This is a genomic window from Natronorubrum tibetense GA33, from assembly GCF_000383975.1.
GTDB classification, from domain to species: domain Archaea; phylum Halobacteriota; class Halobacteria; order Halobacteriales; family Natrialbaceae; genus Natronorubrum; species Natronorubrum tibetense.
Genome location: NZ_KB913017.1, coordinates 2,252,509 through 2,268,978 on the forward strand (window position 1 = coordinate 2,252,509; position 16,470 = coordinate 2,268,978).

A 16,470-nucleotide genomic window follows, 5' to 3' on the forward strand; every position below is an offset into this window, starting at 1 on the left:
TCATCGAAGCCCGACGATTTCGAACCTCGCACCGCCCTCGTCGCTTTCCCCGATCGACAGCTCCCAGCCGTGTGCGTCGACGACATCCCGGATGATCTTGAAGCCGAACCGAACGTCGCCGCTGGAACCGGTCCCCTCGAGCAACCGCTCTCGCTGCTCGGGATCGATCCCGGGACCGTCGTCGGCGATGTAGAACCCGCCGTCAGTTGCGCCGACGCGAACGGAGACGTCCGAACCGCCGTGCTCGATCGCGTTTCGAAACATGTTCTCGAACAGCTGCTGGAGCCACCCCAGATCGGCGGTAATCGTCCGCTCGGTCTCGACTTGCAACGTCCCGTCACGCGTTTCGATCGACGACCACGCCTCGCCGGCCAGCCGCTCGAGCGAGGCCGATTCGAACTCGCTGACTCCCTGTCCAGTTCGTGCGAGCGCGAGCAGGCCGTCCATGATAGACATCGCCCGTTCGATGCCATCTTCGACGTCCGTGAGGTGGGCTACGTCGCCGGTTTCGCGCGCGAGCTCGGCGTACCCCTTCGCGACGGCGAGGGGGTTCCGAAGGTCGTGTGCGAGGACGTTCGAGAAGTCCTCCAATCGTTGGTTCTTCGTCTGGAGTTGCCGTTCCCTGTCGGCCCGGTCGATCGTTCCCTGAATCATCGCCCCCAGGATCGTCGCAAATTCGATGTCGTGCTCGTCGAACTCGCGGGGTTCGGTCGAACCCGCGAGCAGGACCCCGTGGTCACCGAGCGGCACGATGATCTCGCTCTCGACCGGTGTCTCCGGATTCAACACCGCCGGATCGGAGCTGACATCGCTCGAGGCGTACAGGTCGCCGGTGTCGAACACTCGCCAGGCGATTCCCGACCCGCGCGGGATCGCCGTTTCGCCGAACAGATCCATTGCTTCGTCGGTCATCGTGAGCGGCCGGAGCACGTCACCAGACTCGTCGGGCGTTAGAATGCCGGTGATCGGCTGGTTCAGCACCGATTTCGCGACGGAGACGGCGACCGAGCCGACCGACTCCATCGTCTCGCACTCGAGCAGCCGCGGCCCGGCTTGGGCGAGCGCCTGCATGCTCTCTTCGCGCTCTTGGCGTTCGGTGATCTCGGTGGCGATCCCGTAGATCGCGTACGGCTCGCCGTCGGCGTCGAACAGCGGCGCTCGGACGTTGAAGAAGACCCGACGCTTGCCGTTGATTCGGAAATCTTCGACGTACTTGTTCGACTCCCCCTCAGAGAGCACTTCGCGATCCATTTCGTTGATCTGCTCGACGTTGACCTCCGGATGGATATCCTCCGATCGTTTCCCGAGTATCTCTTCGCGCGACCGGTCGAACAGCCGTTCGAACGCCGGGTTGACGTAGAGATACCGCTGGTCGATATCCTTCATGTAAACGACCGCCGGCGTGTTGTCGAGGATGACCTGCAGTTGGTCGCGCGTGCTCCGCAGTTCCTCGGTCGTCTCTCGCATCTCCGTGATGTCTCGAGAGATAATGACGAACTCGCGGCCGTCGTCTTCCGATCCGAAGGTGGTGTCGGTCGGAAGCGACTGGCCGACCCCCTCGAGCGAGACCCACGAGCCGTCCGCGTGCCGGAACCGGAACACGACACGGCCGGACCGACTCGTTTCGGATCTGACGATCTCGAAAAACACCTCGGCAGCGTGGTTCGTGTCGGCCGGGTGGATGTAGTCGAACGCGTATTCGCCGACGAGTTCGTCCTGCTCGTAGCCCAGAACGTCGGTGATCGACGGACTCTGATACCGGACGACACCGTTCTCATCGAGGACCGTGACGAGATCCGACGCGTTCTCGATGAGACCGGAGAAGTGGGTGGCTCGTTCCCGCGCGGTCGACAGTTCCGTCGCCCGCTCGACCGCTCGACGGAGACGGGCGACGACGAGCGACGGCGCCGAGACGAATCGGTCCTCGTCCACCCAGTCGTCGACGGGATCTAACTCGGCTATCACTCCACCCTCGAGTTCGTCGCCGCGATTGCCGATCACGTAAACAAGGGGGACAGCCGACCACTCCGAGCGAATCCGCTCGATCGCCGTCGAATCGACGCTGTCGTGACAGAGCACGCAGTCGACCGATTCCGCGTGGGTCCACTCGTCCCCGTCCGCCAGGTCCACGACGGTGATCGTTACCTCACGGCGCTCTCGTTCGAGCGAGCGGATTCGCTCGCCCGCCTCGAGATCGCCGGAAACGAAACAACAAACGTCCATGCACCATCTAGACAGTCGAACGGCATATAATCCCCGCGGCCGATTTCCACCGGCACGTAACGAACGGCCTTTTATGATCGGGGGATCTAGTGCAGGGTATGATTTTCGAAGACCTTCCGACAACGCCCACGTCGGAAGAGCTGATCGACAAGGCGTTTTCGCGGGCATCCCGGTCCGGGAAAGCCAAAGGCGGGCTCGAGGCCCAGCAGTCGATGCTCCAGGTGGCGGCGAACATTATCTCGGACAACTTAGAGAACGTGGTCACGGCGTGGCCGGACTTCGCGTACGAGGACGACGTCCACCCGTTCTACTACGAACTGGCCGACGCGATCGTCGACGTCGACAGGCTTCGCCAGAGCCTCTCGGAGGTGATGTGGGCCAGCCGGAAAGCCCGCGAGATCCACGAGGAGTACCAGCCAAAACTCCGGAAGACGGACGTCGACACGGCCCGCAAACACCGCAAGCAGGCCTTCGCCCGCCTCGCGGACATCGTCGAACAGATCGACGACGAACTGATCTACATCAACAAGTCCCGGAACGACCTGCGGGACTTACCCGAGATCAACCCCGAGGAGCCGACGATCGTCGTCGCCGGCTATCCCAACGTCGGGAAGTCCTCGTTTGTCAACGATATCACCAACGCCCGTGGCGAGACGGCGTCGTACCCGTTCACGACCAGAGGGATCGGCCTCGGTCACTTCGAGCGCGATCACATCCGCTACCAGATCGTCGACACGCCCGGCCTGCTCGATCGGCCGGCGGACGAACGCAACGAGATCGAGTCCCAGGCCGTCAGCGCCATCGAGCACCTCGCCGACTGCATGCTCGTGATGATCGATCCGAGCGCCGAGTGTGGCTACCCGCTCGAGTCCCAGCTCGAACTCCGCGACTCGATCGCGGCGCAGTTCGAGGACGTCCCCGTGCTCACGATCGCGAACAAGGCCGACCGGCGAGAGGTCTGGGACGACAGCCTGATCGACGAGATGGCCGCCGATCACTCCATGAGCGTCGAAACCGGCGCGGACGTTGAGACGGTGGTCGAAGCGGCCATCGAGGCGATCGACTATGAGCCCAAGCTCCCGTTCGATGAGTAACGGTGTCACCGAACTCACGAACCGATAGCGATACCGGCGGACAACCCGAACCGAGACAACGATGAAGGGACCGGGGATTTTCTGGATGCTCCAGACGGCCGCCGGACTCTCGATGGCCGGCCCGATGTTCGTCGTCGGCTTCGAGTTCGTCCGGGGCGGTCGGATCGCCGCCGGAATCGGCTTCTTCGCGCTCGGAGCGGTCGCGCTGTACTTTCCGACGTATCTCATCAACCGCATCGGCGGGCCGAGAACGTGGATTCGGCGGCGGCTCGGGCGCGGCGACTCGAGCGACGATGAGGATGACGAGGACGACGACCGGAGCGATCGATCCGACCACGAGTCCGAGGCCGCGGCCGAGCCGACGGACGCGGGCGACGGAACCGACCGAAACGCGGCGTTGCTCGATCGATTACGGCGATAAACTCGGCTCGAACTGATTCTGGAACCCGCTCGAGTAGCCGCCGTTCGAGAGACTCGCGCCGAACCGAGCGCACGGTCCGGACTCCTCGACGAAGCGTTCAGTATCCGACCGAAGGGGGCGGAAAGCCGCGCTTTTAGCGCTCCGTGAGTCCGACGGATCTGATCTCGACGCCGACCGGGTCGTCGGCGTGCTGGTTGATCCGCTCGTGTAACGTATCAGCTAGCTCAGAAGGGATCTCCCCCTGGGGCCCCCCGATGGTGAGGGTCACGCGCTCCGGGCCGATGAACGGATAGTTGTCGTCCATAATGACCTCGAACTCGAGGAGCTGGTATTCGGCGAACTCGTCCTCGGAGAGGACCGTCTCGACCTCGCCGCGGGCGTTCTCCTCGAAGGTCGCGACGGCGTAGGATGAGTAGGTGATGGCACCGAGGAACACGGCGAAGACGAGAACGATCACGGCCAGGCCGATCACTCGCTTGCGGACCCGCTGTTGTATCTCACCGATCGAGAACAGGTTCTCCGGACGGTAGCCCGCCCACCACAGCGTGAGGAGACCGGCGAGGTTCACCGAGAGAACGTTGACCAGCACGAGCGCGGTCGACCCGATTGCGGCCGAGGGCTGGCCCCAGGCGATGGCGATACCGGCCGCCGCCGCGGGCGGAATCAACGCCGCTGCGATCATGACCCCAACGAGGGCGACGGAGGTTCCCGTCGCGATACTGATGATCCCCGCGACGCCGGCACCGAGGGCGATCGCGAGCGAGAGCAAGTCCGGCGCGAGTCGCTCGGAGATTTCGTCGACCCCGCTGATGTTGAGCCCCGGCGGAACGATGTTCGTCATCCTGACCATCCAGGCGAAGACCGCCGCTGCACCGATCGCGAGGACGATACCGATGATCTGATAGTAGAGACTGTGCTTGAACAGCTCTTCGTCGTCGATCACCGAGCCGACGCTCAATCCGAGTGCCGGACCGATCAGCGGCGCGATTACCATCGAACCGACGACGACGGCCGGAGAGTCGAGAAAGAGCCCCGCCGTCGCGACCACGGCGCTGATGACCGTCATGATCGCATAGACCGCGAACGTGGGCGTCAGTGAGTCCGCTTCGGCCTGCAGCTCCTGTCTCGAGATCCGGTCGCTCTCGACGTCGCCGTTCTCGTACTCCTCGCGCAAGGACTCGAAGCGGCGAGAGATGACCGTTTCCGCGTCGACGACGACCGTGTACGCATCGTCGTCGATGCCGGCGTCCTGTAGCTCGTCGAGAACGGGTTCGACCGCCGGTGACGGGAGCGGGAAGTAGATAACCGCCGTATAGTCCCGATTGCTGTTCTCGTCAGTGAGGACGTAATCGATCTTCCGATCCTCGAGCGTGTCGACGATCGTCTCTCGCTTGCCCGTCGGAACCGTCAGCTGTACGAGCCGCACACCTCTGGCTGAGAACCTCGGGGGACATAACTTGGGGCGCTTTCGGCTCCCAGTCGGTCGCTTTCGCGACGGAGCGCCGCCGGCGTCCGACGTCGGTAACTCCTGAGCGGTCTACACCAATACAGATCTGTGTCAACGGAGCACAATTAGACCATGCACCGACGGCTCGCACCGTGGTTTGGTACCCTCGTACTGGCGCTGGTCGCAGGCTTTCTCGCCGTTTCCGGACATGGCGCCATCGCGGACTCCGTTATCGCCGTCCTGCTATCGGGGCTCGTCGCAGCGGCGATGCTGTCGATCGTCGGCGGGACCGTCGAGTCCATCACGATCGGCCCGCGCACGCTCCGGTGGAACGTCCTCCTTGGCGCTGCAGACATTATCATCGCGGTCGTCGTCCTGTCGGGCCTACGAACCTTTGGCACCGGCAGAACCGAGGGGGGACTCTTTGCGATTTCGGCGATTATCGGCGGTCTGTCGCTCGCCTGGTTCGGTCTCCAGATCGCTCGAGAGAGCCATCACGTCGACCTCGAGCCCGCACCGTCCCGGGAGCGACTCCTCGGAATCGCCGCGCTTGCGCTCGCTTCGATGGCCGGCGGACTCCTCGTCGCAACCGTCGTTTGACCGCGGTTCGGACCGCCCGCTCGAGCCCGCACGGATCGCCAGTTCGAGCCCGCGTTGATCGGCCCCTTTCACGGAGTATAAACCCGCGACCGCCGTACAACTGCTTATGTTCGATACCCGCCCAGACCGCGAGGCCGAGGTCGTCCTCGTCGGTCGCTCCAACGTGGGCAAGTCGACGCTCATGCGCGAGTTGACGGGCCACAGCTTCGACACCGGCGGCAAACCCGGCGTCACCCGTGAACCGAACCACTACGACTGGGCCCCGGAGGATTTCGTCATCACCGATCTGCCCGGCTTCGGCTTCATGAGCGGCGTCCACGAGGACCACCGCGAGGCGATCAAGACCGGTATCGTCCACTATCTCGAGGAGTACGCCGACAACGTCCTCGTCGCGGTGCTGGTCGTCGACGGCAAGAGCGTTATCGACATCATCGACCGTCACTCCGGCCCCGACGAGATTCCCTACGACGTCGAGATGTTCCACTTCCTGCGGGAACTCGACGTGCCGACCGTCGTCGCCGTCAACAAGATGGACAAGGTCGACGACCGCGACGAGCGACTCAACGAACTCTGTGACCGTCTCGGCTTGCTCCCGCCGTGGAAGCAATGGCAGGAGACGATCGCCCCAATCACCGCTAAAAACGGCCAGATCAGTTCGCTCGAGGAGGCCGTTCGCGACCACCTCCACGAGCAGAACCGGGACGATCTGTTCAAGTTTTTCTAGAACTGCAACCCACGTTCGAAGACGCCGCGCCCTCCAAATCGGTCGTCGGCCCGCTCGAGCCGTCCTCCTGTCCACCGGAATCGGTGGGTCTTCGACGCCACTCGAGAACTGCACCGGTATCGGCGCTCGAACAGTCAAGTAGGTCGAAGCCGTACGGTCATCCGTGTTTATCGACCCCGAAAAACTCGAGATTCGCTTGCGCGACGAGTTCGGCGGGACGATGGGCCAGTCCCGCGTGGTCGTCCGGCAGGCCGTCGATCTCGCGGACTCCGGCCAGTACCAGGCCGACGTCGGAGCGACGCTGACGAACGACGTCGTCATCGAGGAGCTTTCGGACGCGCCCGACGGCTCTCCGACCGAGCGGTGGAACTGGTGGATCGGCTCGCTCGAGATCGCCTACGGCGGCTACGGACAGTTCGGAATTCGTCGATATCAGAATCAGGAGTGAGGGTTCGGTTTTGCTGTTTCGAGTGGTATTCCCTTCGAACCGAAACATCTTTTCCCGCCCCTGACTGACTGGTTAGTCAGTGAGTACAGACGACACCCGGGACGCGATCATGCTGGCGACCTACGAGGCACTCTGCGAGGAGGGCTACAGTGATCTCACCGCCCAGTCGATCGCCGACCGAACCGACCGCAGCAAATCCGCGCTCTTCTATCACTACGACTCGCGCGAGGCTCTCGTCGCGGACTTTATCGAGTACCTGATCGAGGGGTTCGACGCGCGGGTCGAGCAGACTCGCGAGCAGCCGCCGCTCGAGCGACTCGCGGCGTTCGTCGACTGGTTCCTTGCCGATCCCGACGACGATGACCTGGCGTTCCACACGGCCTTCCTCGAGCTCCGAGCGCAGGCGCCGTACAACGATGTCTACCGCGAGAAGCTCCGCGAAAGCGACGATATCCTCCGGACCGCCGTCGAGGATATTCTTCGAGACGGTATCGATACGGGCGACTTTCGAGCGCACGATCCGGAGTCCGTCTCGGCGCTCTTGCTGGCCTCGTTCGACGGCGCGCGGATCCGCCAGTTCACGCTCGGCCGCGACGAGTACCTCGAGACGGTCAGAGCGGAGACCGTCGATCGCGTCCTCGCCGATGTTCTCACAGCGGACGTCGAGTTTCCCGACGAGGCGAGTTTCGAGTTTCCGCGCGACGATCGGCTCGTGGACGGCGAGGCGACGGACGCAGCGGACGACGACCGGACCACGGACGCGGAGAGCGATACCGAGACCGAAGCGTCGAACGCGGAGGGTGATCCCACGGAATGAGCGAAGCGACAGACCGGTCGGTCGATGTCACCGACGGTGAACTGTTCAAGCCGCTCATGGTGCTGTCGGCGCCGATCGTCGCCTCGCAGATCCTCAACGTCGGCTACAATCTGGCTGACACCTACTGGGTGGGTCGCCTCGGCGGGGACGCCATCGCGGCACTGTCGTACTCTTGGGCGGTCGTCTTCCTGATGATCAGTGTCGGCGGCGGGCTCACCGTCGCCGGGACGGTCCTCATCGCCCAGAACAAGGGAGCAGGAAAAATCGGCACGGCGAGTCACCTCGCCGGCCAGACGCTCTCGTTCGTGACGGTCGTCGCCCTCGCGTTCGCGGCCGTCGGCTACGTACTGACGCCGTGGCTCATGCAGATGGTCGGCGCCGCACCCGGCGGCGATGCCTACGCCTACGCCGTCAGCTACACTCGGATCATGTTCGTCGGCATCGTGTTCATGTTCTGGTTTTTCATCTTCGACGCGCTCTCCCGCGGCTGGGGAGACACCAGAACGCCGCTCTACCTGATGGCCATCAGCGTCACGCTCAACGTGCTCATCGACCCGTTCCTGATCCTCGGCTTCGACGGGAACCCGTTGTTCGTCTGGGTCGGAGCGACGAGTCTCGAATCCTCCCTCTACGCCGCCACCGGCTTCGATGGCTGGGGTGTCGACGGGGCCGCAGTCGCGACGATCTTCTCCCGCGGCGTCGCGGCCGCCATCGGCCTCACGCTGCTGTTCACCGGTCGAGTCGGGCTCCAGCCCTCGCTCTCGGACCTCTGGCTCGACTGGGGGACGGTCCGACAGATCCTCGACATCGGCGCGCCGATCGCGACCGAGCAGGGCTTTCGCGCGTTCGGTATCACCGTCCTGACGGCGATCATCGCGCTCGCGGGTACCGAAGCCGTCGCGGCCTACGGGATCGTCACGCGCCTCTCCTCGTTGCTGTTCATGCCCGCGCTGGGGCTCGCCCGCGGAACTGAGACGGTCGTCGGACAGAACCTCGGCGCTCAGCAGGTCGACCGCGCCAAGCAGGCGGTCAAACTCAGTTCGATCGTCGTCGCCTCGATATTTGCGGTCGTCATCGCCGTCGCCTATCAGTTCGCCGAGCCGATCGTCGCGATCTTCATCGAGGCGGGAACCGAAGACGCCGATCTGGTGATCGAGTACGCGAAGGCGTACGTCCTCATCGCCGGCCCCTCCTACGTCTTCCTCGGCATCTTCCAGATCCTGCTGGGCGGGCTCCGCGGCAGCGGCTCCACCCGAGCCGCGATGGTGCTCTCGGTACAGGAGCTGTGGCTCTGGCGGATTCCGATTGCAGCCGTTGCGCTTATCGTCCTCGACATGGGCGTTTTTGGCGTCTGGTACGCCGTCGCCATCTCGTACGTCCTGTCGACGATCACCACCGCGGCCTGGTTCCTGCGCGGGACCTGGACCGACGACGTCGTGACCGACGAGTCGCCGACGCCCACACCCGGTGATTGACGTGACCGAACACGATTTCCACCCCAGCCGACGTATCGCCCGCGCGACCCCAGACAGTCCGGGCGGCGAACTGGCGGCGCGGATTCGTACGCTCGCTGCCGAGTCCGTTCCGGCGCGTGACCGGTCGCTTCCCGCCGCGTTGTGTACCGTCGCCGCCGAAGTCGGCTTCGAGGACGCGAACGGGACCGATTCGGCGAACGCGACCGCGTTCGCGGACGTTCTCGAGCCGGTCGTCACGACGGTTACGCTCCTCGAGGGCTACGTCTCGCTGCGACTGACGCTGGTGGACGACGCCGAGGCGCTGGCGGACTGGAGTATGCCGACGGTCGACCGAGACGACGCCATCCTCGCGAGCGACTTCCTCCACGCCAGTGCGTATGCGACGGTCGCAGAGACGCCAGTTTCCGACCGCCGGCGTCTCGAGCTGTATCGCCTGCTGCTCGAGGGATCGACGACGCTCACCCGGCAGTATCTGGCTCGCTCCGACGCGGACGAGCTCGTTGCACCAAACGAACGCGTCGATACGGCCGAGCGCACTGACCCGGCTGTGTGCGCTGATACGGACGAGACCGTAGACGGTCGCTTCGAGGCGCCAGCGACGCTCGCCGAAACGGCGGCTGCGATCGGTTCGACGGCCGTCGATGCCTCGGCCGAAACACGGACGGCGCTGCGCCAATATAGTCACGCGATGATGACCGCACTCGCGACCCAGTCGTCGGCGACGTCCGACGACGATCCCCAGGCGAGCGCCGCTCGCGTGCTCTTCGACCCGACGTGCCAGCACGCGGTCGTGACCGACGCGGAACTCGCGTACGCGACGCCGGCCGTCGAGCGGTCCCTCGAGCGAGCGCGGACGGCACTCGAGGCGCTCGCCGACGACGCCGCCGGTACCGACGTCTCGTCACCGCTCGGTCGACTCGAGCGAGCGACGCGGGTTCCGTTCCACCGGGAGTGAGGATCGACCGATGAGCGAACTCTCGAGACCGATCTGGCCTGCCTACCCACTGTCGGCGTTCGTCGCGGGGCTCGGCCACTGCTATCTCGGCCAGTGGAAACGCGGGGCGATCTGGTTCGCGTGCTATGCGCTTGCGCTCGCCTTCCTCTCCGCCCGGACGCTGTCGGGCGCGTTCGACTTCGGCGAGCCGTTCGTCGTGACGGCGCTGCAGTTCGAGTCGGTCGCCTACATCGATGTCGCGGTCCCGCTCGCCGTGTTGGTGATCTGCCTGCTCGACGTCTACCTCATCGGGCTCACGAGACGGACGGCCGCGAAGACGACCCCGCCGTCGGCATCGAACGGCTCCTGAGGCGGGGCTCGAGGGCGGTCCGATAGCCGGCGATTGCTACACCTTTTTTGCCGTGTGAGACGAACAACAGGTATGGCTCGTTTCGGGACACTCCTGCTCAAGGGGGCCGGAGCCCTCCTCCTCGCGTTCATCGCACTCAGCGTGATCGCCGCCGTCGTCAGTATCGTCCTCTCGATCGTCGCGACCGTCGTCGCAGCCGTCGTGACGCTCGCGATTCTGGCGGTCGTCGTGCTGGCGGTCGTCGGTCTCGCCTCGCTGTTCCGCGACGAGGGGGCGACCGTCGACTCGGCGTACGCGTCCGGCCGTTCGGATCGGTCGGCCGAGACCGAAGCGCCGGCGGACCGACTTCGATCCCAGTACGTCGAGGGGAAACTCAGCGAGGACGAGTTCGAGCGCGAACTGGATCGGCTACTCGAGGACGATCTCGGCCGGGACAATGGACTCGGACACGAACGCTCGAGCGCTCGCCAGTCGACCGATCGAACGCGACTTCGGGATCGCTAAGCAGGCTCCTGCTGACTAGCGGTCGTCTGCAACGGTACCTGCCGTCGAAATCCTCCGTTTCGAGCGGTTACACCCGTGAAACGGTCAGTCACCGCAGTCACGAGCGGCGTGAACGCGTCCGAGTGCTACAGGTCGGGTGGTGAGCGGATAACGCTGAGCCAAAAGAACTCGAACGAGCGTACGAGTGAGATAAAATCGTCCGGAGTGACCGGCTTCGTGAGATAGGCGTTGGCTTCGAACTCGGACGTTTGGATGAGCTCTTCGCCGACGTCGGAGCCCGTTAATACGATGACGGGAATCCGGCTCAACGCCGCATCTTCTTTCATCCCACGGAGGACTTCCTCGCCAGTCGCTCGGGGAAGGTGCCAATCCAGCAGTACGATGTCCGGTCGCGGAGCGTCCGTGAACTCGCCACGCTGAGTAACGAAATCGAGCGCCTCTCGGTGATCTGTAGCGACGTGGAACCTATTCAGGATATGTGCGTCCGAGAACAGCTCCTGTACGAGCCGAGCATCTCCGGGGTTATCTTCGACCAACAGGATCTCCACCTCCTGACCGGAAGCGGAGGGTTGAGAATCCATTGAACAGTGTATGTCGGTGGAGAGTTTAATCATCTCGGTCGCCGTACTGCGCGATCTGCAATGCAAACGGGCTGTACTCACAACAGCGGGTTCCCCTACACCACGTCTCGAGACCTGTTAGCGTACGCGCGCTCGAAAGCAGCTACCGATCCGTCGACGTCGGTTACGGAACTGCCGCGGTCGAACGTCAGAACCGATGGAGGAAAACGGATCGAGCACCGACGTTCCCCCAATGAAACTCCGCTTTCTCGGTGGCGCTCGCGAGGTGGGCCGCAGTGCAATCCTCGTGAACGACGCCCTCCTCCTCGATTTCGGGATGCTGACGGCCAGCCCGCCGCAGTTTCCGGTCGAGACGCCGACCCCCGAGGCGGTCGTCGTCTCCCACGGCCACCTCGATCACGTCGGCACGGTACCGGCGCTGCTTTCGGGCGACGCCCGGCCGCCGATCCACTGGACGCCGCCGACGTACGAACTGACGATGACGCTCGCTCGAGACACGCTCAAACTTCACGGTGGGACGTTTCACTGCCCATTTACCGAGACCGACCTCCGACGCGTCACACAGGTTTCAGAGACCCACGGCTATCGCGAGACGTTCGAGGCGGCCGGCCACGAGGTCACGTTCTACAACGCCGGCCACATTCCGGGCAGTGCACACGTCCTCGTCGATGACGGCGAGACTCGGCTCCTCTATACGGGTGATTTCCACATCGACGACCGGTCAGGTACGGGCGGCAACGTCGCCTCGAACCGAGGGGAGAATCCCGCCGAACCCGTCAGCGGCCAGCGACTGGTCGCGGGCTCGAGCGCACGCCCCGAGGCAGACGTCGTCCTCTGTGAGAGCACGTACTCCGACGTCGAACACGAGGACCGGGCCGTCGTCGAGAAGCGATTCGCCGAGAGCGTCGAGACGACACTCTGGGAGGGTGGCACGGTCGTCGTCCCCGCGTTCGCGATCGGCCGCACGCAGGAGCTGATGCTCGTCTGTGCGGCCCACGACATTCCATGTTACGTCGACGGCATGGGGAAGGAGGTGACCGAGATGCTCCGACAGCACCCCGACTTCGTCCGCGATTCCGAGGCGTTCAGGCGGGCCGTCTCCCACGCCCGGTTCGTCACCGGTCGCGACGGCCAGCGCAAGCGGATCGTCGACCAGACGGCGGCGATCATCACCACCAGCGGGATGCTCTCGGGCGGCCCGGCGATGACCTACATTCCCGAAATTCGCGGGAATCCGACGAACAAGATCACGATGACCGGCTACCAGGTCGAAGGGACGCCGGGTCGCGACCTCCTCGAGACCGGCCGCGCCGAGATCGACGGGCGCGTGATGCCCGTCAGCGCACAGGTCGAGCAGTACGATTTCTCCGCGCACGCGGATCGAGACGGCGTGCTCGAGTTCCTGGAGTCGTACCGCGAGAGTCCGGTGCTCGTCAACCACGGTGATCGGTGCGAGGCGTTCGCTGAGGAACTACGGGGCGAGGGGTTCGACTCGACCGCGCCCGAACTCGGCGAGACCGTGACGGTGTGACGAGTCGGCCGTCGTTTCGCACTCGAGAACGCAATTGCCCCGCCCCATCCAGGACAAAACAGTTGTTTCCTCCGTGGTTAGTACAGATCGTGTCAGTATCGGGACACCCTTCGGTATCTCCGACCACTGTCGAAAACCGCGTGCTGCATACAGAGTATGGGTTCAGCAAACAGCCGAAAATGGTTTTGTATGTGATGGAAGCAACTCGAATAGATTGTCGCATCGCTATCCGATGACGCGAACGACTCAATGCAAGTGAAAAGGCGGTCCGCAGAATGGACTATTCACCAGCCTGCAACTGATGCTCTCATTCATTGTCTGCACGGCGGTCAGTGGTTGCATGGATTGCACAAAATGACTATATCGCCTTCTGCATCGTCTCTCGACATGAGGCGAAATGAATTATGGCCGACATCCAGCAAGGCAGTCCAGAAAAAGAAATAGCGACAGTTACGTCCACAGACGGGACTGAAATTGCGTACGAGCGGTCGGGAAGTGGTCCGCCGCTCGTACTCGTCCACGGGGCTATCTTTGATCGGACGATATGGGAACTCGGGGACGTCCGTTCTACGTTTGCGGAACATACCACGGTCTACGCCATGGACCGACGAAATCACGGCGACAGTGAATCCTCTGACGATGTCAGTGTGGAGGCACAGTTTGACGACGTGGTCGCGGTCGTCGAGTCAATCGACGACCCAGTACACCTACTTGGTCATTCCGCAGGAGCCAACTTCGCACTGGGTGCGGCCCCGCGAATCGACAATCTGCGTAGCTTGATCTTGCACGAGCCCGCCGGTGAACCATCTGATGAGGATAGAGACGTCATCGAAGAGATGATGGCGTTGTTAGACGAGGGGCAGAACGAGCAGGCGCTCGCACTGTTCCTCGGCGACTTCGCTCAATTCTCGTCGGATGAACTTGATGAGCTTCGCTCGGCACCGATATGGGATACGCACACAGATACGTTTCATCAAACGCTGCTGCCCTTGATAGAAGCGCACGGGGAGGTCGAATCAGATCTCACGCCGTTTGAAGACCTTTCTACGCCGACGTTACTTCTCGTCGGGAGTGAGAGCGGGTGGCTCAAAAATATGGCCGAAGAACTCCACGACACGTTGCCGAACAGTCGACTCGCTACCTTCGAGGGACATGGACACGCACCGCATTTGGTCGCACCAGACCGCTGCGCCGATAAGGTGCTGTCCTTTATCGGCGAGGTAGACTAAATAGAAGCTTTCACTCACACTATCTATGTAGTAAATTTAACTTTTCGAGAACGCGATGCGCCATTTTTTGAGAGGAGGTTGATAATCCGGTTGTAGCCCCGGCAACAACGTTCTTTCTCCTAACCGATTACCACTTTCATAGATCGAGCCAAATCTTGTGCTGCATTCGCGCTGTGTCTCTTCTACGGCAGCGAGAACACATGTCTCAACTGGCAGAAAACCCGGCGGTAAGTGCGCCCAGCAAGCGAACGGAGTGCCTTCGAACCCGGCCGTATCGACCGGGACGCCAAACTACTCCATCAACCCGCCACTCGGTTCGTCCGAATGAGTCGCTCGAGTGCCGAGTATCGTCACGAGTACGGCCTCGTCGCCGTCGCGGCACTGAGCTACACCTGCCTGATGTTCGTCTGGTTCTCGCTGCCGGCGTACTTGTCGGTGATCATCGACGATCTGGGGCTCTCGAGTACGCAGGCGGGGATGCTCGCCGGCGCGGTGCCGCTGACGTACATCCCGCTCGCACTCTTTTCGGGGATCGCGGTCGATCGAATCGGTCCCGGACGGAGTCTCGCAGTCGGCGTGGTGATCTACGGGCTCGCCCAGATCGGTCGCAGTATCGCCCCCGGGTTTCCGTCGTTGCTCGCCGCGACGCTCCTGCTCGGCGTCGGCGCGACGGCGATCACCTTCGGGCTCCCGAAACTGGTCGGCGTGCTCTTTCCGCCGACGAAGACCGGTCGCCCGTCCGCGATCTACCTCGTCGGCGCGTCGGCGGGGTCGGCGCTCGTGTTCGCGGTCGGCCGGCCGGTGCTGGGCCCGTGGCTCGGCGGCTGGCGAGCGCTGTTCTTCTGGAGCGGCGTCGTCTCCGTCGTCTACGGACTGGGCTGGCTGCTCGTCGCCCGCCGGGCGCGGATCGACGACCGGATGGCCGACGACGACTCCTTCTCGCTCGAGTCGGTCGTCGCCGACCTTCGACTGGTGCTCTCGCATCGCGAGCTCCAGTTGGTCGTCGTCATCGGGACGATGTACCTGCTGCTCAATCACGGACTACAGGGGTGGCTGCCGACGCTGCTCGAGTCCCGCGGGTTCTCGGCCGGGCTGGCCGGGCAGGCGACGAGCCTGCTGATCGGGGCCTACGTCGTCGGCGTGCTAACGGTGCCCGAACTGGCGGATCGGTTCGAGGCCCGGCATTCCGCCCTGATGGGCTGTGGAACCGTTGCCTTCCTCGGTCTCCTGGGGGTGATCGTCGGCGACACCGGGGCGCTGGTCGTCGTCGGCATCGTCGTGACTGGCCTGGGGGTCGGCGGCGTCTCACCGCTCGTCCGGGCGATTCCGCCGGATCTCGAGGGGATCGGCGCGCGACTCACGGGCACCGCGGTGGGCTTTATTTTCGCCGTCGGCGAGATCGGCGGCTTCTTCGGCCCGATGCTCATCGGCGTCTTCCACGACGCGACGGGGTCGTTCGTCCCCGGGCTGGCGATGCTCGCGGGCGGGGCGCTGGTCGTTGTTCTCGCTGGAGGGGGGCTGCAACGACGGGCTGAATGACGTCCGCAATACTTTGGTATTACGGGACGTATTACGTCCCTGTCGTCGAGCACGGGAATCCACGAGATGCGAATATCCTCGGTGTCTCGCGGCGCGCCGAGTGCAAGCGCGACGACTCGCTCTTCGCCGTCGTTTCGGCCGGACTGGAACTCGCCGGGCGCAAAGCGGATCGCCTCGTTTTCGGCGACAGTGATTTCCACGGGGTCGCTGCCGGAGCCGTCCGAGGGTACCTCGAACGTCGCTTCGCCCTCGAGGACGACGAACACCTCCTCCTGATCGAAGTGGGCGTGGATCGAGCCGCTGAATCGCTCGCCAGGCTCGAGGATGTAGCGCGTGATCGCGACGTGTTCGGTTCCCAGAGGGTCGGACAGGGGGCGTCGATCCGCGTGCAACTCCTCGTCGTACGGTCTCGGCTCGAGGTCGTCGATCGCGACGCGGTTCATGGAAGCCGTTCGACGTGTTGGCACAAAGTAGCTTTCGAGACGACTAGTTCCCCCGCGAAGCATTATGCCGCTCGCTGGTGTCACCCGCCT

The 16,470-nt window shown here is 63.7% G+C and carries 16 protein-coding genes and 1 pseudogene; 13 read left to right on the forward strand and 4 right to left on the reverse strand.

Annotated elements, in window-relative coordinates:
- Positions 1–2,223 carry a PAS domain-containing sensor histidine kinase gene (locus NATTI_RS0111830; RefSeq protein ID WP_006089652.1) on the reverse strand — a complete coding sequence of 741 codons (2,223 nt, stop codon included), beginning with the start codon at positions 2,221–2,223 and terminating at the stop codon, positions 1–3.
- 98 nt (positions 2,224–2,321) lie between these two features.
- Here NATTI_RS0111830 and NATTI_RS0111835 point away from each other — a divergent pair, with 98 nt between their 5' ends.
- Entirely contained in the window at positions 2,322–3,317 is a 996-nt protein-coding gene (locus tag NATTI_RS0111835; protein WP_006089653.1) for an NOG1 family protein, read from the forward strand.
- Between the two features lie 61 nt (positions 3,318–3,378).
- Complete coding sequence (locus NATTI_RS0111840; protein ID WP_006089654.1) at positions 3,379–3,738, forward strand: hypothetical protein; 360 nt, start codon at positions 3,379–3,381, stop codon at positions 3,736–3,738.
- A 133-nt stretch (positions 3,739–3,871) separates the two neighbouring features.
- Here the strand turns inward: NATTI_RS0111840 and NATTI_RS0111845 are convergent, their stop codons facing one another.
- Entirely contained in the window at positions 3,872–5,164 is a 1,293-nt protein-coding gene (locus NATTI_RS0111845) for a TIGR00341 family protein (RefSeq protein WP_006089655.1), read from the reverse strand.
- Positions 5,165–5,317: 153 nt separating this feature from the next.
- Between NATTI_RS0111845 and NATTI_RS0111850 the strand changes: the two genes are divergently transcribed.
- The 8 genes from NATTI_RS0111850 to NATTI_RS0111885 all read left to right on the forward strand — a co-directional run bounded on the left by NATTI_RS0111850 (position 5,318) and on the right by NATTI_RS0111885 (position 11,057).
- On the forward strand, positions 5,318–5,785 hold the full coding sequence (locus tag NATTI_RS0111850; RefSeq protein WP_006089656.1) for a hypothetical protein: 468 nt from the start codon (positions 5,318–5,320) through the stop codon (positions 5,783–5,785).
- Positions 5,786–5,891: 106 nt separating this feature from the next.
- Positions 5,892–6,509 carry a GTP-binding protein EngB gene (gene engB / locus NATTI_RS0111855; RefSeq protein WP_006089657.1) on the forward strand — a complete coding sequence of 206 codons (618 nt, stop codon included), beginning with the start codon at positions 5,892–5,894 and terminating at the stop codon, positions 6,507–6,509.
- Positions 6,510–6,672: 163 nt separating this feature from the next.
- Positions 6,673–6,957: a hypothetical protein gene (locus NATTI_RS0111860; RefSeq protein WP_006089658.1), complete on the forward strand. Its 285-nt coding sequence runs from the start codon at positions 6,673–6,675 to the stop codon at positions 6,955–6,957.
- Positions 6,958–7,036: 79 nt separating this feature from the next.
- Entirely contained in the window at positions 7,037–7,774 is a 738-nt protein-coding gene (locus tag NATTI_RS0111865) for a TetR/AcrR family transcriptional regulator (RefSeq protein ID WP_241434307.1), read from the forward strand.
- Entirely contained in the window at positions 7,771–9,249 is a 1,479-nt protein-coding gene (locus tag NATTI_RS0111870) for an MATE family efflux transporter (protein ID WP_006089660.1), read from the forward strand. The genes NATTI_RS0111865 and NATTI_RS0111870 overlap by 4 nt, the downstream gene beginning before the upstream one ends.
- Before the next feature lies 1 nt (position 9,250).
- The gene (locus NATTI_RS0111875; RefSeq protein ID WP_241434308.1) at positions 9,251–10,204 is read left to right on the forward strand and encodes a hypothetical protein; all 954 of its coding nucleotides are present in this window, start codon (positions 9,251–9,253) and stop codon (positions 10,202–10,204) included.
- A gap of 10 nt (positions 10,205–10,214) precedes the next feature.
- The gene (locus tag NATTI_RS0111880; RefSeq protein WP_006089662.1) at positions 10,215–10,553 is read left to right on the forward strand and encodes a hypothetical protein; all 339 of its coding nucleotides are present in this window, start codon (positions 10,215–10,217) and stop codon (positions 10,551–10,553) included.
- Between the two features lie 72 nt (positions 10,554–10,625).
- The gene (locus NATTI_RS0111885) at positions 10,626–11,057 is read left to right on the forward strand and encodes a hypothetical protein (protein ID WP_006089663.1); all 432 of its coding nucleotides are present in this window, start codon (positions 10,626–10,628) and stop codon (positions 11,055–11,057) included.
- A gap of 125 nt (positions 11,058–11,182) precedes the next feature.
- On the opposite strand, the gene NATTI_RS0111890 is transcribed toward NATTI_RS0111885, so the two are convergent.
- Complete coding sequence (locus NATTI_RS0111890; protein WP_006089664.1) at positions 11,183–11,638, reverse strand: response regulator; 456 nt, start codon at positions 11,636–11,638, stop codon at positions 11,183–11,185.
- Between the two features lie 232 nt (positions 11,639–11,870).
- On the opposite strand from NATTI_RS0111890, the gene NATTI_RS0111895 reads away from it, so the two are divergent.
- From NATTI_RS0111895 to NATTI_RS0111905, 3 genes are all read left to right on the forward strand, one after another.
- The gene (locus NATTI_RS0111895) at positions 11,871–13,169 is read left to right on the forward strand and encodes an MBL fold metallo-hydrolase (RefSeq protein WP_006089665.1); all 1,299 of its coding nucleotides are present in this window, start codon (positions 11,871–11,873) and stop codon (positions 13,167–13,169) included.
- A 404-nt stretch (positions 13,170–13,573) separates the two neighbouring features.
- Positions 13,574–14,398, forward strand: coding sequence for an alpha/beta fold hydrolase (locus tag NATTI_RS0111900; RefSeq protein WP_006089666.1), 825 nt, complete (start codon positions 13,574–13,576; stop codon positions 14,396–14,398).
- Positions 14,399–14,722: 324 nt separating this feature from the next.
- On the forward strand, positions 14,723–15,937 hold the full coding sequence (locus NATTI_RS0111905) for an MFS transporter (protein ID WP_006089667.1): 1,215 nt from the start codon (positions 14,723–14,725) through the stop codon (positions 15,935–15,937).
- 23 nt (positions 15,938–15,960) lie between these two features.
- On the opposite strand, the pseudogene NATTI_RS26990 reads toward NATTI_RS0111905, so the two are convergent.
- Positions 15,961–16,380, reverse strand: a pseudogene (locus tag NATTI_RS26990) (cupin domain-containing protein); the annotation flags it as partial.
- Positions 16,381–16,470 lie beyond the last annotated feature (90 nt).